Genomic DNA, 21,639 nt, shown 5'->3' on the forward strand with positions numbered 1-21,639 from the left:
TCCTTTCGTCATTGCGAGCGGAGCGAAGCAATCCAGAGTCGCGCAGAGCCGCCCTGGATTGCTTCGTCGGCTTCGCCTCCTCGCAATGACGAAGGTGGGGGGCAGGGGCGTAGGAGTGTGGGAGCGTGAGGACGACGGGCGTAGGGGCGAGTTGATGGCCGGACACGGCCCATCATCAGCGCGCAGGTCGGCCGAAATCTCACTCGTCATCCCGAAACAGGTTCAGGATGACGAGCATAGCGGGGCAGGCCGAGTGCCTTGCCGCACCTCCATCCCCGCCACACCCAAACCACCCCTCACTCCAGCGGCAGGGTGCGCGGTTCCTTGATCGCCTCCAGCACGATGCTCGACTTCACGTCGCGCACGCCGGGAATGCGCACGAGCGTCTTCAGCGTGATCTGCGACAAATGCTCCACGTCGCGGGCGATGATGTGGATGATGTAATCCATGTCGCCGGTCACGGCGTGGCAGGCGATGACATAAGGATTGTCGCGGATCGCCTGTTCGAAGCGCGTGATGTTCTCGTCGATATGGGCGTTCAGGTTTATCAGCACATAGGCTTCCAGTTCGAAGCCGAGCTTGCGCGGGTCGAGCACCGGCGCGTAGCCCAGGATCACCCCGTCGTCCTCCAGCCGCTTGATGCGGCGGCTGACCGGCGTGGCGGAAAGCGCGGTGCGTTCGGCCACTTGCGCCACCGGCATGCGCGCGTCTTCCTGCAAGGACGCGATGATCTTGCGGTCGAATAGATCCAGCTGCATGAATCCCCTGCCTTGAGCCGACTTCCTGGTGGAATCCCCTTTTACAGACCGCCAGCGCGCGCGCAATCGCACGAATCTGCCATGAGACTTGTGGTATTCTCTAGGGAATGAAGAAGCCCTCCACCGAGACATCGACGAGCGAGCTTCGGGGAGAGTATGAAGGCGCTGCCGCGGACTACACGGTCGGGCAGGACTGGCATGCCTACACCCCCGAAATGCACGAACGCTGGCGCCGCCTTCATGCGCGGCAGTCGGCGCTTGTCGAGACATATGCCTGCCGCGCCTTCCGCGAGGGCCTGGCGCGGCTGGACTGCGCGGACGGCATCCCACGCTTCGAGGATGCCAACGCGATTCTCGGCGCTGCCACGGGCTGGGAGTTGGTGGGCGTTCCGGGCTTCATTCCCGATGCCGTGTTCTTCGACCACCTTGCCCATCGCCGCTTCCCGGTAACCCGCTGGCTGCGCGAGGAGCATGAGCTGGACTATCTGGTCGAGCCGGACGTGTTCCACGATTTCTTCGGCCATGTGCCGATGCTGCTCGATCCCACCATCGCCGATTTCCTGGAGCTTTACGGCAAGGCCGGGGCGCGGGCCATGGCGATGGATGCGCTGGGGATGCTGGCGCGGATCTACTGGTACACCATCGAATTCGGGCTGGTCCGCGAGGACGGCGCGTTGAAGGTCTTCGGCGCCGGCATCATCTCCTCGGCCAGCGAAACCCGCTTTTCCATCGAGGATCGCGCGGTCCTGCGGCTGCCCTTCGATGCCGTGCGCGTCATGCGCACCGGTTACATGATCGATGCTTTCCAGAAGACCTACTTCGTCCTGGAGAGCCTGCCGCAGCTGATCGAGGATCTGGTCGGGCTGGATTTCGGCCCCGTCTACGAAACCTGGCGCGCGGCGCCGCCCATTCCTGCCGGAGAGACGCTTTCCGGCGAAATTCCTTTCGGAGAAACGCTTCCATGACCGACCTTCTCGAAACCTCCATCGAGCCAAATCCCATCGGACTGGACGGCTTCGAGTTCGTCGAGTTCTCGGCGCCGGAAAAGGGCGTGCTGGAGCCGGTGTTCGAGGCGATGGGCTTCACGAAGATCGCCCGTCACCGCTCGAAGGACGTGGAACTCTGGCGCCAGGGCGGCATCAATTTCATCACCAATTACGAGCCGCACAGCCCGGCCTGGTTCTTCAGCCGCGAGCATGGCCCTTCGGCCTGCGGCATGGGGTTCCGCGTTCGCGACGCCCGCGCCGCCTATGCCGAACTGCTGGCCCGCTCGGCCGAGCCTGTTTCGGTCGAGACCGGACCGATGGAACTGCACCTGCCGGGCATCCGCGGCATCGGCAACTCGATCATCTACCTGATCGACCGCTACGAGCGCGCCGATGAAAACGGCGAAAGCGACGGCGCCCTGTCGATCTACGACATCGACTTCGACTATCTGCCCGGCGTCGATCGCCACCCGGTCGGCGCCGGCTTCGACGTGATCGACCACCTGACCCACAACGTCTACGGCGGCCGCATGGCCTATTGGGCGGATTACTACGAGAAGCTCTTCAACTTCCGCGAGATCCGCTATTTCGACATCAAGGGCGAATACACCGGCCTCACCTCCAAGGCGCTCACCGCGCCGGACGGCAAGATCCGCATCCCGCTCAACGAAGAGGCCGAGGGCGGGAAGGGCCAGATCGACGAATTCCTGCGCGCCTTCAACGGTGAGGGCATCCAGCACATCGCGCTGATCTGCGACGATCTCGTCGGCGCGTGGGACAAGCTCAAGGCGCTGGGCGTGCCGTTCATGACCGCGCCGCCGGAAACCTACTACGAGATGCTCGAAGAGCGGCTTCCCGGCCATGGCGAGCCTGCCGACCAGCTCAAGATGCGCGGCATCCTGCTCGACGGCACCACCGATGAAGTCGGCGCGGATGGCCAGCCGCGCCTGCTGCTGCAGATCTTTGCCGAGGCCCGCGTCGGGCCGGTGTTCTTCGAATTCATCCAGCGCAAGGGCGACGACGGTTTCGGAAACGGCAATTTCAAGGCACTGTTCGAAAGCATGGAGCGCGACCAGATCCGCCGCGGCGTGTTGAAGGTGGAAGAGCCCGCCGGATAAGCGGCGCGGCGCACACGAAATTGGGAGAGACGGGCGGGCCCACGCAGGCTCGCCCGCAATTCCCGGGAGACCTAAGATGACTGACGAGAGCCCGATGCCAGCCCCGATGCCCGACGCGACTTTGGCGCCGAAACTTGGTGGGATCCACCATGTCGCCTACCGTTGCCACGACGCGAAGGAGACCGTCGCGTTCTACCGCGAGGTGATGGGCATGGATTTCATGCTGGCGATCGCCGAGGACAAAGTGCCCTCGACCGGCGCCCCCGATCCCTACATGCACGTCTTCCTCGACTGCGGCGGCGGCAATGTGCTGGCCTTCTTCGAGCTTCCGAATTCACCCGAGATGGGGCGCGACGAGGCGACCCCCGCCTGGGTCCAGCACATCGCCTTCAAGGTGGAGGGCGAGCAGGACCTCCTTTCGGCCAAGCAGCGGGCCGAGGCGCGGGGCATTTCGGTGGTCGGCCCGGTCCATCACGGCGTCTTCAAGTCGATCTACCTGTTCGATCCCAACGGCCACCGCCTCGAACTCGCCTGGCAGTTCGGCAGCTCCGGCCAGATGGCCCAGCTCAAGGCCGTGGCCGACGACATGCTGGAGGAATGGGCGCGCACCAAGAAGGCCCCGCGTCACGCGGCCTGGCTGCACGAGAAGATCGCGGCGGAGACGTGAGGCTCCACGGCTACTGGCGCAGCTCCACCAGCTACCGCCTGCGCATCGCGCTGGGTCTCAAGGGGCTTGAATACGAGCAGGTTGCGGTCAACCTGCTCGACGGGGAGCAGCGCTCCCGGGAGTACCGCCGCCTCAACCCCTACGGCGGTGTTCCGGCGCTGGAGATCGATGGGCGCATCTATGCGCAGTCGATGGCGATACTGGAATGGCTCGACGAGAGCTTTCCCGACCGTCCGTTGCTCCCCCGCGATATCGAGGACCGCTTCGCGTCGCGCGAACTGTCGTTGGCGATCGCCACCGAGCTTCATGCGCCGCTCAACCTGCCGGTGCTCAAGTACCTGAAAAACGACCTCGGCCATGCGCAGGATGAAGTGGACGACTGGTATCGCCACTGGATCGCCCGCACGTTCGAAAGCGTCGAGACGCGACTGGCGCAGCGTCTGGAGGCGTCACGCGGGGCAGGAGATTTCCTGTTCGATGCGCCGGGGCTGTTCGAATGCGTCCTGGTGCCGCAGCTCTACAATGCGCGGCGGTTTTCCTGCGATCTGTCGGCCTATCCGCACCTGACGCGGATAGATACGGCCTGCCGGGAGCATCCCGCCTTCATTGCCGCGCATCCCGACCGCCAGCCGGACCGAAACTGACCGCGTAAGGTTCCCGTCGGCGGAGACGCAGAGAATCCGGCGCTTTCCCTGCGTCCCGATGGGAAAAGACTACCTGACAGGCGCCCTCAGGCCTTCGGCGTGACCCAGACTTCGACGGGCGCGGCGAACTTTCCCGGCGCAGGCTTGCCCACATGGACGCGGTCGGCGGTGACGAGTTCGCCGGTGGCGAGGTTGAAGCTCGCCCAGGGCTTGGGCATGCGGCCGAACGTCATCTTCTGGATGGGTTGGCCGGTGGTCGAATTCATGATGGTGGCGATAATGCTCATCCGCCCGCCCGTAGCGAGATCGTGGCGGGGCGGTCCAGCGGGCGGGGCAAGCTATGCACCGCCCAATTCGCTCAGCTTTCGGCAGGCGCCAGCAGCAGGTCGCGCAAGGCGTGGAGGCTGGGCAGCACTTGCGCGCAGAGCAGCGTCTGTTCCTCGGTGGCGGGCAGCAGGTCGGGCACCATCACCGTGGCAATCCCGGCCGAAGTCGCCGAGCGGACGCCCGCGGGGCTGTCTTCGATGGCGACGCAATGCGCCGGATCGACACCGAGGCGGCGGGCGGCCAGCAGGTAGGGTTCGGGGTGGGGCTTGGCCTCGGTCACGTCGTTGCGGGTGACCACGAGATCGAAATAGCGCAGCAGGCCCGCCTTTTCGAGGCGTTGCTGCGCATAAGGCGCTTCCGAGGACGTGGCGATGGCCATGGGAATGCCGGCCTTGGCGAAGTGCTCCAGGATCACCTCGGCGCCGGGCCGCAGCGGTATTCCGGCATCGAGCATGGCTGCGAAGGCCCGGTCGCTCTCCTCGAAGAAGCGGTCCAGCGGGAAGTCCGGGCCCATGTGGTCGGCCACCAGGCGGCGCGAACCGTCGCGGTGGATGCCGACCATCGAATTCTGCAGCTCCGCTGCGAGCGGATAGCCCATCGCCTTGCCGGTCTGCGCGAAAGCGCGGCCGTGGGCGGCTTCGGTATCGAGCAGCGTCCCGTCCATGTCGAAGATCGCCGCGCGGATCGGGTCGGGCAGCACGGGGGAGCGAAGCGTTTCGGGCAGGGAAGTCATCGGCTCAATATGCGCCCTGACAGTGTCGGGACCATTGCAAAGGGCGAATGTGCGGTTGCGAAAAGCGCCCGTCGTCCCGGATCGTGTCCGGGGCGACGGGGACATCATGCGTTGGCGTAAGTCACCGTATCGCCCACCTCGACACCGAGCAGTGCCGCCGCTGCGGCGTCCAGCGTCACGCCGCCGTCGGCAGCGTCCACTTTGCCGAGGCAGGCCCGGAACCGTGCGAGGCGGCCGGTCGCCACGAGGTGGCTGGCTTCCGTATCGTCCGCCTTGGTCAGGGCGGTAATCATGCCGGTGCGGGCGTCCTGCACGGTGCGGATCTGGTCGGTCCGGGCGAGCATGGTCGGGCCGCCGTCGAAGATGTCGACGTAGTTCTGGAAGGCGAAGTTCTCGTTCTCCAGCATCCGCATCGCCGGGCGGCCGGAGTAGTGCGGCTGGCCCATCACCTGGCGCGCCGCCTCGGAGAGCAGGGCGCAGTAGATCGGGTGCTTGGGCATCAGGTCGGCGATGAACTGGTTGCCGTGCTTGGCGTTGAATTCGTCGGCATCGCGGAAGCTCATGTCGAAGAAGCGGCCTGCAAGACCGTCCCAGAACGGCGAGTTGCCGGCATCGTCGATGGCACCGCGCAGTTCGGCCAGGGTGGTATCGCCAAAGCGCGCGCGGTGCGTCTTGATGAAGAGGTAGCGGCTGCGGGCCAGCAGCTTGCCCACGCCGGCCGAGCGTTCGGTGGCGTCCAGATAGAGCCCGCCCACTTCGCTGGCGCCGTCGAGATCGGTGCAGAGCGTCAGCATTTCGGCGCGGAAGGTGCGTCCCAGTTCCTGCGAGTGCTGCGTGATCCGGCCGATCCGATAGGAATAGAAGGGAAACTCCGTGCCCACTTGCGAGAAGGCCTGGCAGGTGCCGCGGACTTTGCCCGTGGCGGTATCTTCCAGGATGAACACGAAGAGGTCGTTGGCGATGTCCTCGCTTTCCCGCGCGAAGCTCTTGGCCGTGCGCTTCAGCTTGGCGCCCAGCGTGGGCTTGTCCGGCGGCAGGTTGGTGAAGCCGCCGCCCGTGCCCTTCGCCATGCGATAGAGCGCGTCGAGGTCCTTTTCCTGTGCGGTGCGCAGGAGAAACGTCATGCGGGCAAAACTCCGTGGCGGTCGATCCGGTGAAGGACGAGAGCGGTGAGGCGGGCGCGGGCATCGAGGGAGTCGGCCAGCAGGAATTCGTCCGGCGAATGGATCGACCCGCCCAGCGCGCCCATGGTGTCGAGCACCGGAACGCCGCAGGCGGCGATGTTGTTGCCATCGCAGACGCCGCCGGTGTCCTTCCAACTCATCGGCTGGCCAAGATCGGCGGCGGCCTTGCTGACGGTGCCGTAGAGCGCCTCGGTCTCGGCCGAGATCGCCTTGGGCGGGCGCGAGACGTGGCCGTGGACGTGCATGTGCACGTCATGCGCGGCGGAGACTTCGGCCACGGCGGCCTTGACCAGCGCCTGCGCCTCTGCCGCCAGCTCGGGGGTGGCGGGGCGCATGTTGAAGTGGAGGATCGCCAGGTCCGGCACGGTGTTGTTGGGCGCGCCGCCTTCGATCCTGGCCGGATTCACCGAGAGTCCGGGACGGCGCATCGCGGCGAGGCGCAGGGCGAGATCGCCCGCTGCCACCACGGCATTGCGGCCCTCCTCGGGATTGCGGCCCGCGTGCGCGGAGCGGCCGTGGATCACCACGGCATAGTTTCCCGATCCCGGCCGCGCGCGGGCCATCTGCCCGCCGGGAAGCGCCGGTTCGTAAGTCAATGCTGCCAGTTTGCCGCGCGCCAGATCGGCGATCAGAGCGGCCGAGGACAGCGAGCCGGTTTCCTCGTCGCTGTTGATGAGGACGTCGTAACCGAGGGTCGGGCCGGAGCGCTCGTAAGCGGCAAGCCCGGCCAGCATCAGCGCGAGGCCGCCCTTCATGTCGGCCGTGCCGGGGCCGTGCAGCCTGTTCTCGTCCAGCCAGTCGCAGGTCTGGAAGGGGTGTTCGCGCGGGTAGACGGTGTCCATGTGCCCGGTCAGGATGACCCGGCGGGCCGCCTCCGGCCGCACCGAAAGCACGAGGTGGCGGCCGTGGGCCACGGCGCGGGTCTGGCCCTGGCTGTCGACTTTCTCCACCGGGGCAGGATCGACCAGCCGCACTTCCCCCGGCAGCGCCGCGAAAGCCTGGGCGAGCTGCCCGGCCACCGCGGCCAGCCCCTCGACATGCGCGGTGCCGCTGTTGATCGCCGCCCATTCGAGCGTGTGGGCGAGGATCGGCGCCCGCTCGATCGGGGCCAGAAGGTCCTGTTCCTCGGCGGTGAGAGCGCTCATCCGCCCAGTTTGCCGTTCAGCTTGCCGTTCAGGGCGGCGCTGTTGCCCTGCGCGTCTGCCGCCTCGAAGCTGGCTACCGGATAGGCGCAGTAATCGGCGGCATAATAGGCGCTGGGGCGGTGGTTTCCGCTGTCGCCAAGGCCGCCGAAGGGCATCGATCCGGCCGCGCCGGTGGTCGGGCGGTTGCGATTGACCACGCCCGCGCGGCTCTCCAGCACGAAGCGGTCCCACAAGCCGTCGTCGGCGCTGACGAGCCCGGCGGAAAGGCCGAAGCGCGTGGCGTTGGCAGCGGCGATCGCGGCGTCGAAGTCCGGAACCCGCGTGACCTGGACGATGGGGGCGAACACTTCCTCGTCAGGCACGTCCACGCCGGTCACGTCGAGAATGCCCGGCGTCACGAAGGCGCCGCTGCGGCCCTCGATCCCGCCGAAAGGCCGCACGACCCGCGCGCCGCGCGCGACCAGTTCGTCGTAACGCTCCGCAGCGGCCTCGGCCGCGCGCTCGGAGATCAGCGGGCCGATCCACGGTTCGGGGGTCTCGTTCCAGGCGCCCACGGTGATCCGGTCCGCCAGCGCGGCCACGGCATCGACCAGGGCCGCGCCGAAATCGTCGTCCGGCACGATCAGGCGGCGCGCGCAGGAACAGCGCTGGCCGGTGGTAATGAAGCTGGACTGGACGACGACCGAGGCGGCCTCGTCGAGATCGCCGTCCCATACCACCAGCGGGTTGTTGCCGCCAAGTTCGAGCGCGAGGATCACGTCCGGCCGATCCGCGAAGATCCGCCGGAAATGCGCGCCGGCGCCGGCCGAGCCGGTGAACAGCAGGCCGTCGATATGGCCTGCCACCAGCGCCTCGCCGGTGGCGCGGGCGCCGTGAACGATCTGGAACACGCCTTCGGGAAGGCCCGCTTCGAACCAGGCATCGGCCATGGCCTGCCCGGTCGCGGGAGTCATCTCGGAGGGCTTGAACACCACCGTGTTGCCCGCCAGCAGGGCCGGGACGATGTGGCCGTTGGGCAAGTGGCCGGGGAAGTTGAAAGGCCCGAGCACGGCCATGACGCCGTGTGGGCGGTGGCGCAGAACGGCCTGTCCGAACGGCATGTCGCTGCGTTTCTCGCCCGCGCGCTCGGCTTGTCCGGCGATGGAGATGCCGATCTTGCCGATCATCGAGGCGAGTTCGGCGCGCGTCTCCCAGAGCGGCTTGCCGGTCTCGCGCGCGATGACCTCGGCCACGGCGTCCTTGCGGGCTTCGAGCACGGCCTTGTAGCGTTGCACCGCCTCGACCCGGGCCGCCACGGGCAGCGCCGCCCAGCCGGGGAAGGCCGCATGGGCGCGTTCCAGCGCGGCGTCCACGGCCGCGGCGTCCGCGATCGGGCCTTCCCAGACGAGGGCGCCGCTGGCGGGATCGTAGGACCTCAGCTGGTTCATGCGTTCCTCGTGACGGCGAAGATGCCGGTGGCATTGCCTGAATCGAACGTGAGATCGAGCTTGCCGGTCTCGGGATCGATGTCGCGGGTGATGAATTCGTAGAAGGAGCCCGGCACCGGCAGCGGCACTTCGCTGCCGTCGGCCTCGCGGAAGGGGCGCACGACCTTGTCCGCCAGGATCGCCGTCTGGCGGACGCGGCCGTTCTGCGAGATCTCCACCGACGGCTTCATCGGATAGCCGTCTTCCTTCAGTTCCTCGGCCAGGATCATGACATTGGCCGTCCGGGTCGTGGCATGGTTGAAGGCATTGCCCTCGGTGGCGATCCAGGCGCCTTCGCGGGTTTCCGGCAGGAGCACTTCGTAATCCGCCAGCGCCGGGGGCTGATGCTGCCGCTCGAAACAGGCGAGCGCGCCCTTGAGCGCGGTGACGCCCTGCTCGAAGGCGCAGGCGGCCTTGGCGGAAAGCGCGTCCAGCGCCGCCCATTCCGCTTCGCCGAGCGGATCGACGGAAGTGCCGAAGACACTGGCGCAGGCGGCCCGGGCCGCTTCGGCCAGCTGCTCGACATGGAGTTCGGACACGAAGAACTGCGGGATCGTCTCGGGCAGGTCGCGCTGGACATAGGCGCGGCCGGTCATCTTCAGCTTGGGCAGCGGATAGAGCCCGCCCACTTCATAGCCGAGCGGGATCAGAAAGCGGCCGAAAGCCTCGTGGCCGGCAGGCAGGTCGCCGGTTTCGCCGTCGATGGTGCGCAGGGCGCCGTGGTCGAAGACGATCGTCTCGCCCGCCTCGCGCACGGTCTGGACGTAACGCGCCGCGGTGGGCACGCGTACCAGCAGGTCTGCGAAGAGCGCAGCGTTGAGCGCCATCGCGACTTGTGCGCGGGACACGGTGTCTCCCGAGCCGGCAAGGGCTGGGTCTATGGTCAGAACGGTCAGGGCCGAAGTCGCGGCATCGTCGCCCACGGCGGCTGACAGCAGCCGGTAGAGCGTCTGGTCCCGATTCGCGAAAGGGGTGGAGGCGGAGGGCATGGTGTTCCCGTCGTTTCTCAGTTTGCGCGTTCGACGGACATAGGAAAGCCCCGGAGCCAAGTCCATGCCGGGCAGGGGTGGGCCTATGCTTTTTTGTCTATACTAAATCGCGACCTGCTTGCGCCTCCGTCGTGCCGCCATCTCCCGATTCGCAACTGCACAAATGTGAACTTAACGCGTTTCCGGCCTCTGCACGGCCTTCGCGGCGGGCGCTTTGCCGCGACATGTCAGTTTTTTTGCAGTGCAGCGGGAAACTCATGGCACTCTTGGGCTTTCATTGAGCATTCTCCTCCACCTTCTGCGGGGTGCGCATGAACCTGATGCCTCGTGACGAAGAACCCGGCCGGAAATCGGGTTCGGACAAAGTCCGTTCGATCTTCGACGTGATCCCCTCCAGCGGCGACGCCGAGACGGGGCCTCTCGAAGCGAACAGGCCCGAAGCGGATCGGCCGGCACCGCGGCCCCTGCACATCGCGCTTGTCGGCAACTTTGCGCCGCGCAAGTGCGGCATCGCCACTTTCACCACCGACATCTTCGAGAAGCTGCGGGAATTCCATCCCGAGATCACGCTCGACGTGCACGCGCTGGACGATCCCGACCACCGGCTGGACTATCGGGAGGTCACGGGGACGATCGCTTGCAACGATCCCGAGGACTACGCCCGCGCCGCACGCCAGATCAATGAAGCCGGCGTCGATGCGGTCTGGGTCCAGCATGAATACGGCATCTTCGGCGGCGAGGATGGCGAGATGGTGCTGGACTTCGTGGACCGTCTGGCCGCGCCGCTGGTGCTCACGCTGCACACCGTGCTGTCCGATCCTTCCGAGCGCCAGCGCAAGATCCTGCGCCACCTGATCGCGCGCGCCTCGCGTATCATGGTCATGTCGCATCATTCGCGAAACCTGCTGGAGAGCGAATACGACGCCCCGCCGCGCATCCTCGAAGTGATCGAGCACGGCGCGCCGGACCGTCCCTTCGGCCGCCAGGACGAATTCAAGGAGCAGCTGGGTCTCGACGGCCGCAAGGTGCTCATGACGTTCGGCCTGCTCAGCCGCGGCAAGGGGCTGGAACACGCGATCCGGGCGCTGCCGGCCATCGTCGCGCGCCATCCCGAGGTGATCTACCGCATCGTCGGCGCCACGCATCCCAATCTCGTCGCTTACGAGGGCGAGGCCTATCGCGAGGAATTGCAGGCCCTGGCCGATCGGCTGGGCGTGCTCTCGCACATCGCCTGGGAAAACCGCTTCCTCGAAACCGACGAACTGCTCGACCAGCTCGAAGCCTGCGACATCTACCTGACGCCCTATCTGGGGATGCAGCAATCGACGTCCGGCACGCTCAGCTATGCCGTGGCGGTGGGCAAGGCCGTGGTGTCCACGCCTTATGTCCATGCCCGCGAATTGCTGGGCGAGGGGATCGGCCGCCTGATCGAGCCGGGCTCCAGCGAGGCGATCGCCGAAGCGGTCAACGCCCTGCTCGATCGTCCGGCGGACCTCACCGCCATGCAGCGCCGCGCCTGGGCGCGGGGCCGCGAGATGATCTGGCCGCGCTTCGCCGACGCCAGCCTGCGCCTTGTCGACCGGGCCCGCGCGCCCGATCCGGCGATGCCGCCGATTACCGCGACGCCGGGCCTCGCCGCCGTGCTGGCGATGAGCGATGCCACCGGCATGCTCCAGCACTCGGTGGGCGTGGTGCCGGACCGCCGCCACGGGTATTGCCTGGACGACAATGCCCGCGCGCTCATGCTGATGAACGTCGCGCGCGGCCTGCCGGTGGCCGAGCGGATGAAGTGGAGCCTTGCCTACGCGGCCTTCGTGCAGTCGGCATGGAACCCGGACCTTGCGCGCTTCCGCAACTTCATGCGCTTCGACCGGGGCTGGTGCGAGGACGAGGGTTCGGAAGATTCCAACGGTCGCGCCATCTGGTCACTGGGGCACACATACGAACGGGCGCCGGACCAGAGCCTTTCGGAATGGGCGCTCCAGCTGTTCGAGGACGTGCTCCCCCGGCTGGCCACGATCGAGGCGCCCCGCGCCCGCGCTTTCGCCATGCTCGGCGCCTGCGCGGTGCTGCGGCGCGATCCCCGCAATACGGCGGCGCTGGAGTGTGCGCGGGAGGGGGGCGACTTCCTCATGCGCCTGCTCGGCCATGGGCGCCGTCCCGACTGGGCCTGGTTCGAGGCCGTGCTCGGCTATGACAACCCCCGGCTGCCGCAGGCCCTGATCGAAGCGGGCCGCGCGCTGGACCGGGAAGCCTGGATCGGGGCCGGCCTGGAAACGCTGGAATGGATTTGCCGCCAGCAGGTCTCCGCGCGCGGCCAGTTCCGCCCGATCGGCTCGGAAAGCTTCGGCAAGCCGCATGGCTACCTGCCGTTCGACCAGCAGCCACTGGAAGCCCAGGCCGCCATCGAGGCAGCCTGCTCCGCCTGGACCGCCACGCATGGTGCCTTCTGGGTGGAACATGCGCTGACGGCATGGCGCTGGTTCTTCGGCGGCAACGATCGCGGCGTCATTCTGGCGGACATTGCGACGGGCCGTTGCCGGGATGGGGTCACACCGAGGGGAGTCAACGCCAATTGCGGTGCGGAATCCATTCTCGCCTTCCAACTTTCGCACTATGCTCTGGCCGAGCTTGCCGTGTCGGCACCGCTCGGACGTGGAGGAGGATTGCTTGAATCGGCCCGAGAACGTCTGGTCTGAACCGCTCCATGTTTTTGAGACTCGCCTTTACGCCGATCCGGCGCGAGTCGTGCTGCGCCCGTTCCACCTGGGCTGGCAGGGCAAGAACGCGCCCGGCGGCCGTGCGAACAAACTCGTGGAGGATATCGCCGGCCTGAGCGAAGAGCAGGTGGCCTCCGAGTACGAGCGCGTGCTGCGCGACTTCAAGGAGCGGCACTGGCAGACCGAGAACATATTCGCCGACCGCTTCCTGGAAGTTGCGTCGAATCTGGATCTTGATCCCACCCAGTTTTCCGAGACGCGCCAGCGGCTGATCGGGGCCTATTTCTGCCACGAATATACGTTCGCGGCAGCGGCCCTGATGAACCCTTCGATCGTGCCTGCGCCTGACCAGTCTGGAATGCAGGACGGCGCGGTGCGCTTCATCATGTCGCTGCGGGCCGTGGGCGAAGGGCACATCAGCTCCATCGCCTTCCGCGAAGGCATAGCCGAGGCCGACGGCACGTTCTGCCTCTGGCCGCAGGCCTCCTTCGCGACATCCGTGGAACTGGACGAGGAAGGCGAAGTCGATGCCGACGGCGCCGTCTCGGTCCACCGCCATCCCGAATCGAGCCTGTCCAACACCGTGATCTTCCCGATCACCGAACAGCAGCGCGGCGGGCTGGAAGACTTGCGCCTCGTGCGGTTCGACCATGGCGGCGGCGACTTCGAATGGGTGGGCACCTACACGGCCTACTCGGGCAGTTCGATCCGCTCCGAACTGCTGCGCACGCGCGATTTCCGGGCGTTCGAGCTAGAGCCTATCCGCGGCCGTGCCGGTCGCAACAAGGGCATGGCGCTGTTTCCCGAGAAGATCGACGGCCAGTTCGCCATGGTCGGGCGCCAGGACGGCAAGAACCTGTTCCTGCTCCGCTCCGACTCGCTCGACATGTGGGACGACGATGGCGTGCTGCTGATGGAGCCGAAATACCCCTGGGAATTCATCCAGATCGGCAATTGCGGCAGCCCGATCCCGACCGAGCACGGCTGGCTGCTGTTCACGCACGGCGTGGGCGCCATGCGCAAATATGCGCTCGGCTGCGCCTTGCTGGACCTGAAGGACCCCTCGAAAGTCCTTGCCCGCACGGTCGAGCCGGTGCTGACGGCGGAAAATGCCGACCGCTCGGGCTATGTGCCGAACGTGGTCTATACCTGCGGCGCCCTGAAAGTGGGCGAGCGGCTCCTCCTGCCCTACGGCATTTCGGATAGCACCGTGGGCTTCGCCACTTGCGAGATCGACGGGCTGCTGAAGCTCATGGCCTGATCGCCTCAGGTCCCCAGGTGCCCGGTCGTGTCGTAGCGGATCGACGTGTAGGGCACCTGGAAGTAGTCCAGCACCGTGTAGCCCGCCTTGCCCAGCCTTGAGCGGGAGCGGCCGAACAGCAGTTCGCCGAGGTTGAGGCCCAGGCCCACGAACAAGTGGCGCTTGGGTTCCTTGCCGGCCAGGCGGTCGTCGATCATGAAATCGCTGCCGTAGTAGCCCACCTGCAGGTCCACGAAGCGCAGCGGCGTGCGCTCCAGCGCTTCGAAACCCGCCCCCTTGAACGAGAGCATGTAGCGTTGCTGGGCATAATGGGCCTAGCCGCGATAGCTGTAGATATTGTCGTCCGGGATGATCTCGATCTTGAAGGCGACTTTCTCGCGCATGCCGGGCACCGTGTTGCGCAGGACCGAAAAGCCCGCGCCGACCAGGTTCATCGTGATGTCCTGCATCGAATAGCCGCTGTCGGTCTCGATCCCGTCCGAAATCTCGTTGAGCGCCATGAAAGTCGAGGCGAGGATCGCCGCCGTCACCGCGTCGCCTTGCGAGGCATGAGTCTTGTCGTGGAGCCGCATGTGCAGGATTTCGGCGATCAGGTACGTGTCGAAGGCATGAGTGAGCTTGTCGATGCCGAGGTTGGTGGTGTCCTTCCCGAACCAGCCCTCGTTGTGGAAGTGGAAGCTGGTGGTCTCGCGGAACAGCTTCTTGCCGCTCTGGAGGCTGAAATAGCCGAGCAGGATCAGGGTCTCCCACTTGATCGTGCCGAGCTGGCTGAGGAAGTCGGGATTGGCGGCGTAAGCGCGCGGCACATGGTCCGACCAGCGGCGCGGCTGCAGTTCGGCAGGGAGCATGGGCGGCAGGCGATCCCCCGGACCGGCGCCGGGTTCGCCGCTGGGCCTGACGAGCGGCGCATCACCCGGGTCCTCCAGCGAAACCTGGCCGGTTTCCGCGCCGGAAGGCGGCGTGTCGAACGGGCTGCGCGGGCGTTCCCGAGCTTCGGCCAGATCGGCCAGATCCCACTGCGCCAGGCTGGCGTCTGCCTCGGCGTCAGGGGCGAGATCGGGCCATTCGCCGAAGCCATGGGCCCTGGCGGGCGCGGCGAGGAAAGCGGTCAGGACCAAGGAACCGAGAAGCAAGTTGCGCATGCATCATCCCCGGCCCCCCGGAGCAGACGTGATGTGCGACCAACCGGGTGCGAGTAGGCGCCCGAAAAACCGGAAATTCAACTAGGACTTTCATGGATATGCCGGGCGGGGCGAGAGAGCATCGCCGCTCTCCCGCCCCGCCCGGCGGAACCCTGGCCGGATCAGCCGTGCGCGCCGAACTCGTTCGCCAGCGCCGTGGTGATCCGCAAGGACAGGGCATAGGAGCGGGCGATCGGGTCGATGTAGTCGCTGTGGATGCGGGTATAGCCGGTCGCGCTCGAGTCCGGGTAGTCGCTGGGGCAATCCACCTTGAAGTCGTCGATCGAGGGGAAGCTGGTGGGGAAGGCGCGGCGCAGCTGGGCCAGGCCATCCTCGACGCGCAAGGTGAAGAACATCTCCAGCACGTCGTCGCGGCTGATGTCGTTGGCGCGGCTGAAGGGCGGGACCATCACCGCGCGCAGGAACATGTGCTTGAACAAGGCGATGCGCAGGGACTGGAGCACGCCCAGGCTGCGGCGAGTGTGCTCGCGGTCCGGCAGCGGGGCTTCGTCCGGCAGCAGGTCGAGCAGGAAGTGCAGCTTCATCGCGTCGACGCGCAGGCGCGAGGCGAGGCGGCGGAACACGCCGGTGCGATCGTCCTTGGTCAGGTATTCGGCCAGCTTCAGGCAGGCCTCGGCGATGTACTGTTCGTCGCCGCGATAGGGGCGGCTCGCCCAGTAGGCGGAATTGAACAGCTCGCCATAAGCCGCCACGGTCTTGATCGAGGCCAGCGCATTGGCACTGCGCGCCAACCGCATGAGTTGCTGGCCGCGCTCGCTTTCGCGCAGGAGCACGGCAATTTCCTCGCGGTTGCCGTCGGAGGCGGTGCCGATCCCGGCGATCACGTTCACCGGGTAGCCGAGCTGCTGGAGGATGGCGTTGTGCGGGATCGCGCGGATCTGCCGCAGGCTCATCGAACGGTCGGAAGCGAGGTCCGACTGGCGGCGCGACTTGCGGCTGCCGGTATCGTTGAGCAGGCCCAGCCCGAAAGCGGTGATCGCGCGGCTATAAGTCGCGCTTTCGAGATGCTCGTGCTGGACGCCGCGGATCGCCCGGTAGAAATCGAGGCTGAGATCGGTGCGGCGGTAGAACAGATCGGTGGGCGCATCGGCATCGGCGCCCCAGAGCGGCATTTCGGCCATGCGCGTGAGCGTGGCGAGGGCCAGTTCGTCCGAGCCGAACCAGAGGTAGCCGTCCCCGCCCTGGAACGAGACTTCCGGTTCCAGCCGGATGCCGGCGCGCAGGAAGCGGCGGCGTGCCCAGGGCGACATCGGCCACTGGAAGCGGTCCTTGATGCTGGAAGGATGAGCGCCGCGGCCCATCGATTCGCCGTGGGTGTTGAAGATCAGCGCCGAAACGTCGGTGAGGCCGTTGGCCACCATGGCTTCGGACAAGCGGCCCTGAAGACGCTCGATGGCGAGCGCGGCGGGCACTTGTCCCACGAACCGGCCTGCGTCCGAGAAGCCGGTCTGGATCGAGACGCGGCCGCGCTTGCGCGCATAGTCGCGGTAGGCAGGCTCTGCCAGCACGGCATCGACGAAGCGGCCGCCATGTTCCAGCGCGCTTTCGGTCTCGAACAGCGGCGAGACGTCCACCTTGTCGTCGATCCCGAACATGCGCGCGAAATAGAGCGCGGCCAGGATCGTCGTCGGTTCCTCGCACTCGGCCACGAGCATGCGGATCGGCGCATCGGCGTCGATATGGGCCAGGATCTGCGCCATGGCCAGGAACTGGCGCACGGCGGTGGAATTCTCGATGGCGAGCGCGGCGAAGTTGGACTTGAGCGGCACGACTTCGGCCAGCAACTCGCGCATGCGCACCAGCGCGGCCTGGCTGGCGAGCGAAAGTTTGCCTTCCGGGTCGATGCGCAGACGGATCGCGTTCTGGAGCTGGGAGGCGTTCACCCGGAAGTGGATCCAGCCCATGCCCAGGCCGTCCGCCCGCATGGCGGCGGCGGTCACGAGCAGGGTGCGCGCGATTTCCTGATCGGCATGGCGCGCTTCGTTTTCCAGCGCGGTGATGACCCCTTCCAGGCTGACCAGCCGGTCGGCATGATCTGCGGTCAGCGCGTTGGCGGCTTCCGAAAGCGCCTCCGGCGAGGAAAGATCGGCGGCGAAACGGGCGACCATGTCCTCGGTCAGCTTGCCCGCGCGGGCCAGCTTCTGCGCGATGTCCGGCGCGGCCTGCATGAGGCTTTCCGCATAGCCGGCGAGGCGCAGCGCCTTTTCCTGAAGGCGGTAGCGGATCGAGGTGGACCAGCCGATATCGGTGCGGCCGTCCATGTCGTAGCCGACCCAGGAGGCGAAGCGCGCCGGCATCGGGTTCAGCCCGCGCCAGCGCTTCGGCCAGCGGGCGGCGGCAATGTCGAAGAGGCGGGCGTTGATGCGGTCGCGGGCCTTCTGACCGCGCGCGATCGCTTCCATCGCCTTGTCATGCTCGTAGTCGAGCGTGATCTGGTCGCGGTCGGAAGATGCCGCACAGACCGTGGCGTCGCTGAAATCGCCGTTCGAGGCCGAAACGGCCACGGCCTCGGTCTGCGCGGTGGAGAGCAGGAACGTGGGGTGCGCGGTGAAGACCACATGGGCGGCCGGGCGCTGCCAGCGGACGGCGAAGGCGGTGAAGTCGTCCTCCTCGGCCGCCGCGTCGATCCGTGCGTCGTTCTCGGCAAGGCCGACGGGGGCGAGCAGCCGGTCGAGACGGGCGGCACGGGCGCGCAGGCCCTCGCACTCCATCTCGGCGACGAGAGCCTCGATATGATCGAGGCTCATCTCGCCGGTTTCCAGCCGCCGCGACAGTTCGAGGCCGAGCTGGAAGACCGGGTTGTAGAGCGGCGTCTGGGCCGTGAGGACGTGCAGTTCCTGGAGCCGCTTGTCGAGGTCCTCGACGGTGGTCAGAGCCGCCCCGCTCACTGGGCGAGCCCTGCTGCCGCGCGGGCCGCCGTCTCGATCGCGGCGACGTCCGGCTTGCCCTTGGGAACCATCCAGCTGCCGCCGACGCAGAGCACGGCATCGAGGGCGAGCCATTCCGGCGCGTTCTGGGGCGTCACGCCGCCGGTGGGGCAGAACTTCGCCTTGAACAGCGGCGCGGCGATCGCCTTCAGCGCCGAAGGTCCGCCCGCCGCCATCGCGGGGAAGAACTTCAGCCGGTCGAACCCGCATTCCAACGCGAACATCACGTCGCTGGCATTGGCGGTGCCGGGCAGGAACGGGATCTGCGACTTGTAGGCGGCTTCGGCCAGCATCGGCGTGAGGCCGGGCGAGACGATGAACTCGGCGCCCGCATCGATCGAGCGCTTGAGGTCGTCGGGCGAAAGCACGGTGCCCGCGCCGACCACGGCGCCGGGAACCTGCTTCATGATCTTGATCGCCTCGATCGCGCATTCGGTGCGCAGCGTCACCTCAAGCGCGGGCAGGCCGCCGGCGACGAGGGCTTCGGCGATCGGCAGGGCGTGTTCGATATCCTCGATCACCAGCACCGGGATCACCGGGGCCAGACGCATGACCTTTTCGACGGCTTCGGACGGGCTGCTCATTGGACGTGCTCCCTGACATAGGCGGCAGCCGCGCCGTAGAGGCCGGGCTGCGGGTGAGTGATGAGCTTGACGGGGATCTGCGCCATCATCGAGGCAAAGCGCCCCTTGGCGCGGAAGCGCTCCGAAAAGCCCGAGGACAGAATGGTTTCGCGGATACGGTAGCCGAGGCCCCCGGCGATGACGACGCCGCCGGCGCCATGCGCCAGCGCATAGTCGCCCGCCGCGCTGCCCAGCGAGAGGCAGAAACGGTCCACGGCGGCGGCGGCCAGCGGGTCTTCGTAGTTGGTGCCGGCGGTCCAGATCTCCACGTCGGTCAGGTCGTGGACGGCGCGGTTCTCCATGGCGGCGAGCGTCTGGTAGATGTCGACGATGGCCGGGCCGGAGACGACGCGCTCCACCGAGACGCGGTTGTGGCGCTTGCGCAGGCGCGCGAGCACGGCATCCTCGATCAGGTCGAGCGGGGCATAGTCGACATGGCCGCCTTCGGTGGCCTGCACATGGTAGAATCCGCCCTGGCCGTGCGGCAGCCCGTTGCGCCACAAGTGCGCGACGCCGAGCCCGGTGCCCGGGCCGAGCACGCTGAGCGTGCCGGTGGCGGGCAGCGGCCCTTCCGGCCCGGCCAGGTGCAGGAACTGGTCTTCCGGCGCCAGCGCCACGGCATAGGCGACCGCCGCGAAGTCATTGACGACGGTATAGTGTTCGACGCCCATCTTCTCGGGGATCATCGCGGGGCGAATGATCCAGGGGTTGTTGGTGAAGCGGATCACCTCGCCGCCGACCGGGCCGGCTATCGCGATCGAGATGGCATCGGGCAGATGCCCGCCATTGCGCTCGCGGAAAGCCTGCCAGGCCAGCTGGAAGCTGCCGTGTTCGCTGGTGTGCAGGGTGACGGGTTCGCCCAGCGTGATCCGGCCCTGGCCGTCTACCGAGGCCAGCGCGAAGCGGGCGTGCGTCCCGCCGATATCGACGGCGACGAGTTCGGTTGTCTCAGCCGCACTCACAGGCCCGCGACCTCCAGCATCGAGGAACCGCCCTGTTCGGCGCCGCCCGCATTGATGCGGAACATCGCGAAGAGTTCGCGGCCCATGCCCTCGGCAGGCGCGGGCAGCGGCGCGGGGGTGCGGCCCGAGAGGTCGGCGGTGGTGGAAAGCGTGCCGTCCTCGGCCGAGAGGCGCACGATATCGCCGTCCTGGAGATAGGCGATGGGGCCGTCCGCCAGGGCTTCCGGGGTGACGTGGATCGCGGCAGGAACCTTGCCCGAAGCGCCCGACATGCGGCCGTCCGTGACCAGTGCCACCTTGAAGCCGCGATCCTGCAGCACGCCCAGCGGCGGCGTCAGCTTGTGCAGCTCGGGCATGCCGTTGGCGCGCGGGCCCTGGTGGCGCACGACCACCACGACATCACGGTCAAGCTCGCCCGCCTTGAAGGCGTTGATGACGGCTTCCTGCGTTTCGAACACGCGGCACGGTGCCTCGATGGTCCAGCGCTCCTGGTCGACCGCGCTGGTCTTGAACGTGGCGCGCCCGACGTTGCCGGAGACGAGGCGCATGCCGCCGTCGGGCAGGAAGGGCTTTGCCACCGTGCTCAGCATGGCATCGTCGCCGCTGATGGTCGGGGCGGGCTTCCACTTGAGTTCGCCGTCGTCGAGCGTCGGCTCGGTGGCATAGGCGCGCATGCCGTCCTTCGAGACGGTGAGGATGTCCTCATGCGCGAGCCCCGCATCCAGCAGTTCGCGCACCACCCAGCCCATGCCGCCGGCGGCGTGGAAGTGGTTCACGTCGCCCGAACCGTTGGGGTAGACGCGGGTGATGAGCGGGACGGCGGCGGAAAGCTCGTCGAAGTCCTGCCAGTCGATCTGGATGCCGGCGCAGCGGGCCATGGCGGGCAGGTGGATCGCGTGGTTGGTCGATCCACCGGTGGCGAGCAGGCCGACGATGGCGTTGACGATCGCCTTTTCGTCCACGAGGTGGCCCATCGGCCGGAAGTCGTCGCCCTTGCGGGTCATCTCGGTCACGCGGTGGACGGCGGCGCGGGTCACGGCCTGGCGCAGCGAGGTGCCGGGCGGCACGAAGGCGGCGCCGGGCATGTGCAGGCCCATCATCTCCATCATCATCTGGTTGGAGTTGGCCGTGCCGTAGAACGTGCAGGTGCCCGCCGAGTGATAGGAGGCGCTTTCGCTGGCCAGCAGCTCCTCACGCCCGACCTTGCCCTCTGCATAGAGCTGGCGGACCTTCTGCTTTTCCTTGTTGGAAATGCCGCTGGGCATCGGGCCCGAAGGAATGAACACGGCGGGCAGGTGGCCGAAGCGCAGCGCGCCCATGACCAGGCCCGGCACGATCTTGTCGCAGATGCCCAGCAGGGTCATGCCGTCATACATCGCGTGGCTGAGCGAGACGGCGGTGGACAGGGCGATGGTGTCGCGGCTGAACAGCGAGAGTTCCATGCCGTCGAAGCCCTGGGTCACGCCGTCGCACATGGCGGGCACGCCGCCCGCGACTTGCGCGGTCGCGCCCACTTCGCGGGCGTAGAGCTTCATCTGCTCCGGATAGCGGCCATAAGGCTGATGGGCCGAGAGCATGTCGTTGTAGGCGGTGACGATGCCGACGTTGATCGCCTTGCCGGTGGCGATGGCGGGCTTGTCTTCGCCGCTGGCGGCAAATCCGTGCGCGAGGTTCGAGCACGAAAGGAACGATCGGTCCGAATGACGGCCGGCTTCGCGCTCGACCAGGGCGAGGTAGCGGGCGCGGCTGGGCTTCGATCGTTCGATGATGCGATCGGTCACGCGGGCGACCACCGGGCTGAGGTTGCTCATGGGGTTACTCCTGCACTTTCCGTCTGTCTTTTTTGTCTCAGCCTCCCGAAGCCGCCGCTTGCGGGTTCTCCCGAGCGGGGCTTGAAGGCATTCAGGTAACCGGTGTCAACACATAT

19 protein-coding genes are annotated in these 21,639 nt (G+C 67.2%); 6 read left to right on the forward strand and 13 right to left on the reverse strand.

Features of this window, described 5'->3' with window-relative positions; translation table 11 throughout:
- Positions 1-296: 296 nt before the first annotated feature.
- Positions 297-758, reverse strand: coding sequence for an Lrp/AsnC family transcriptional regulator (locus tag EDF58_RS10705; protein WP_132265189.1), 462 nt, complete (start codon positions 756-758; stop codon positions 297-299).
- 107 nt (positions 759-865) lie between these two features.
- On the opposite strand from EDF58_RS10705, the gene phhA reads away from it, so the two are divergent.
- From phhA to maiA, 4 genes are all read left to right on the forward strand, one after another.
- Complete coding sequence (gene phhA / locus EDF58_RS10710) at positions 866-1,723, forward strand: phenylalanine 4-monooxygenase (RefSeq protein WP_132265191.1); 858 nt, start codon at positions 866-868, stop codon at positions 1,721-1,723.
- The gene (gene hppD, locus EDF58_RS10715; RefSeq protein WP_132265193.1) at positions 1,720-2,862 is read left to right on the forward strand and encodes a 4-hydroxyphenylpyruvate dioxygenase; all 1,143 of its coding nucleotides are present in this window, start codon (positions 1,720-1,722) and stop codon (positions 2,860-2,862) included. Before phhA ends, hppD begins: the two co-directional genes overlap by 4 nt.
- Positions 2,863-2,968: 106 nt before the next feature.
- Positions 2,969-3,529, forward strand: a complete 561-nt coding sequence (locus tag EDF58_RS10720; RefSeq protein ID WP_132265373.1) for a VOC family protein — start codon at positions 2,969-2,971, stop codon at positions 3,527-3,529.
- Positions 3,526-4,173 (forward strand): maleylacetoacetate isomerase, encoded by a 648-nt coding sequence (gene maiA, locus EDF58_RS10725; protein WP_132265195.1) that lies wholly within the window; start codon positions 3,526-3,528, stop codon positions 4,171-4,173. The genes EDF58_RS10720 and maiA overlap by 4 nt, the downstream gene beginning before the upstream one ends.
- Positions 4,174-4,259: 86 nt before the next feature.
- Here maiA and EDF58_RS10730 read toward each other — a convergent pair whose 3' ends face one another.
- The 6 genes from EDF58_RS10730 to EDF58_RS10755 form a co-directional block, all read right to left on the reverse strand.
- A complete protein-coding gene (locus tag EDF58_RS10730) occupies positions 4,260-4,460 on the reverse strand; it encodes a hypothetical protein (protein WP_132265197.1) in 201 nt (66 codons plus the stop codon).
- A gap of 71 nt (positions 4,461-4,531) precedes the next feature.
- A complete protein-coding gene (locus EDF58_RS10735; RefSeq protein WP_132265199.1) occupies positions 4,532-5,233 on the reverse strand; it encodes an HAD family phosphatase in 702 nt (233 codons plus the stop codon).
- 104 nt (positions 5,234-5,337) lie between these two features.
- Complete coding sequence (locus tag EDF58_RS10740; protein ID WP_132265200.1) at positions 5,338-6,357, reverse strand: arginine N-succinyltransferase; 1,020 nt, start codon at positions 6,355-6,357, stop codon at positions 5,338-5,340.
- Positions 6,354-7,562 (reverse strand): hydrolase, encoded by a 1,209-nt coding sequence (locus EDF58_RS10745; RefSeq protein WP_132265202.1) that lies wholly within the window; start codon positions 7,560-7,562, stop codon positions 6,354-6,356. Before EDF58_RS10745 ends, EDF58_RS10740 begins: the two co-directional genes overlap by 4 nt.
- Entirely contained in the window at positions 7,559-8,989 is a 1,431-nt protein-coding gene (astD, locus tag EDF58_RS10750) for a succinylglutamate-semialdehyde dehydrogenase (RefSeq protein WP_132265204.1), read from the reverse strand. The genes EDF58_RS10745 and astD overlap by 4 nt, the downstream gene beginning before the upstream one ends.
- On the reverse strand, positions 8,986-10,017 hold the full coding sequence (locus EDF58_RS10755) for a DUF1338 family protein (RefSeq protein WP_132265206.1): 1,032 nt from the start codon (positions 10,015-10,017) through the stop codon (positions 8,986-8,988). The genes astD and EDF58_RS10755 overlap by 4 nt, the downstream gene beginning before the upstream one ends.
- Before the next feature lie 311 nt (positions 10,018-10,328).
- Between EDF58_RS10755 and EDF58_RS10760 the strand changes: the two genes are divergently transcribed.
- Both EDF58_RS10760 and EDF58_RS10765 read left to right on the forward strand, forming a co-directional pair.
- Entirely contained in the window at positions 10,329-12,716 is a 2,388-nt protein-coding gene (locus tag EDF58_RS10760; protein WP_243654172.1) for a glycosyltransferase family 4 protein, read from the forward strand.
- Complete coding sequence (locus EDF58_RS10765) at positions 12,688-13,998, forward strand: glycoside hydrolase family 130 protein (RefSeq protein ID WP_132265208.1); 1,311 nt, start codon at positions 12,688-12,690, stop codon at positions 13,996-13,998. Before EDF58_RS10760 ends, EDF58_RS10765 begins: the two co-directional genes overlap by 29 nt.
- A 5-nt stretch (positions 13,999-14,003) precedes the next feature.
- On the opposite strand, the gene EDF58_RS10770 is transcribed toward EDF58_RS10765, so the two are convergent.
- The 6 genes from EDF58_RS10770 to edd all read right to left on the reverse strand — a co-directional run bounded on the left by EDF58_RS10770 (position 14,004) and on the right by edd (position 21,523).
- Positions 14,004-14,288 (reverse strand): hypothetical protein, encoded by a 285-nt coding sequence (locus EDF58_RS10770; protein WP_132265210.1) that lies wholly within the window; start codon positions 14,286-14,288, stop codon positions 14,004-14,006.
- A 24-nt stretch (positions 14,289-14,312) separates the two neighbouring features.
- The gene (locus EDF58_RS10775) at positions 14,313-15,140 is read right to left on the reverse strand and encodes a DUF2279 domain-containing protein (RefSeq protein WP_132265212.1); all 828 of its coding nucleotides are present in this window, start codon (positions 15,138-15,140) and stop codon (positions 14,313-14,315) included.
- Positions 15,141-15,301: 161 nt separating this feature from the next.
- On the reverse strand, positions 15,302-18,088 hold the full coding sequence (locus EDF58_RS10780; protein WP_132265213.1) for a phosphoenolpyruvate carboxylase: 2,787 nt from the start codon (positions 18,086-18,088) through the stop codon (positions 15,302-15,304).
- Positions 18,085-18,711: a bifunctional 4-hydroxy-2-oxoglutarate aldolase/2-dehydro-3-deoxy-phosphogluconate aldolase gene (gene eda, locus EDF58_RS10785; RefSeq protein WP_132265215.1), complete on the reverse strand. Its 627-nt coding sequence runs from the start codon at positions 18,709-18,711 to the stop codon at positions 18,085-18,087. Before eda ends, EDF58_RS10780 begins: the two co-directional genes overlap by 4 nt.
- Positions 18,708-19,712, reverse strand: a complete 1,005-nt coding sequence (locus tag EDF58_RS10790; protein ID WP_132265217.1) for a glucokinase — start codon at positions 19,710-19,712, stop codon at positions 18,708-18,710. Before EDF58_RS10790 ends, eda begins: the two co-directional genes overlap by 4 nt.
- Positions 19,709-21,523: a phosphogluconate dehydratase gene (gene edd, locus EDF58_RS10795; RefSeq protein WP_132265218.1), complete on the reverse strand. Its 1,815-nt coding sequence runs from the start codon at positions 21,521-21,523 to the stop codon at positions 19,709-19,711. The genes EDF58_RS10790 and edd overlap by 4 nt, the downstream gene beginning before the upstream one ends.
- Positions 21,524-21,639: the final 116 nt, after the last annotated feature.

This window comes from Novosphingobium sp. PhB57, assembly GCF_004342985.1.
In the GTDB taxonomy this organism is placed as follows: domain Bacteria; phylum Pseudomonadota; class Alphaproteobacteria; order Sphingomonadales; family Sphingomonadaceae; genus Novosphingobium.

Excerpts from the sequence above, each read along its gene's own strand:
- EDF58_RS10705 (WP_132265189.1), bottom strand. The coding sequence starts at position 758 with ATGCAGCTGGATCTATTCGACCGCAAGATCATCGCGTCCTTGCAGGAA.
- phhA (WP_132265191.1), top strand. The coding sequence starts at position 866 with ATGAAGAAGCCCTCCACCGAGACATCGACGAGCGAGCTTCGGGGAGAG.
- hppD (WP_132265193.1), top strand. The coding sequence starts at position 1,720 with ATGACCGACCTTCTCGAAACCTCCATCGAGCCAAATCCCATCGGACTG.
- EDF58_RS10720 (WP_132265373.1), top strand. The coding sequence starts at position 2,969 with ATGCCCGACGCGACTTTGGCGCCGAAACTTGGTGGGATCCACCATGTC.
- EDF58_RS10730 (WP_132265197.1), bottom strand. The coding sequence starts at position 4,460 with ATGAGCATTATCGCCACCATCATGAATTCGACCACCGGCCAACCCATC.
- EDF58_RS10735 (WP_132265199.1), bottom strand. The coding sequence starts at position 5,233 with ATGACTTCCCTGCCCGAAACGCTTCGCTCCCCCGTGCTGCCCGACCCG.
- EDF58_RS10740 (WP_132265200.1), bottom strand. The coding sequence starts at position 6,357 with ATGACGTTTCTCCTGCGCACCGCACAGGAAAAGGACCTCGACGCGCTC.
- EDF58_RS10745 (WP_132265202.1), bottom strand. The coding sequence starts at position 7,562 with ATGAGCGCTCTCACCGCCGAGGAACAGGACCTTCTGGCCCCGATCGAG.
- astD (WP_132265204.1), bottom strand. The coding sequence starts at position 8,989 with ATGAACCAGCTGAGGTCCTACGATCCCGCCAGCGGCGCCCTCGTCTGG.
- EDF58_RS10755 (WP_132265206.1), bottom strand. The coding sequence starts at position 10,017 with ATGCCCTCCGCCTCCACCCCTTTCGCGAATCGGGACCAGACGCTCTAC.
- EDF58_RS10760 (WP_243654172.1), top strand. The coding sequence starts at position 10,329 with ATGAACCTGATGCCTCGTGACGAAGAACCCGGCCGGAAATCGGGTTCG.
- EDF58_RS10770 (WP_132265210.1), bottom strand. The coding sequence starts at position 14,288 with ATGCTCTCGTTCAAGGGGGCGGGTTTCGAAGCGCTGGAGCGCACGCCG.
- EDF58_RS10775 (WP_132265212.1), bottom strand. The coding sequence starts at position 15,140 with ATGCGCAACTTGCTTCTCGGTTCCTTGGTCCTGACCGCTTTCCTCGCC.
- eda (WP_132265215.1), bottom strand. The coding sequence starts at position 18,711 with ATGAGCAGCCCGTCCGAAGCCGTCGAAAAGGTCATGCGTCTGGCCCCG.
- edd (WP_132265218.1), bottom strand. The coding sequence starts at position 21,523 with ATGAGCAACCTCAGCCCGGTGGTCGCCCGCGTGACCGATCGCATCATC.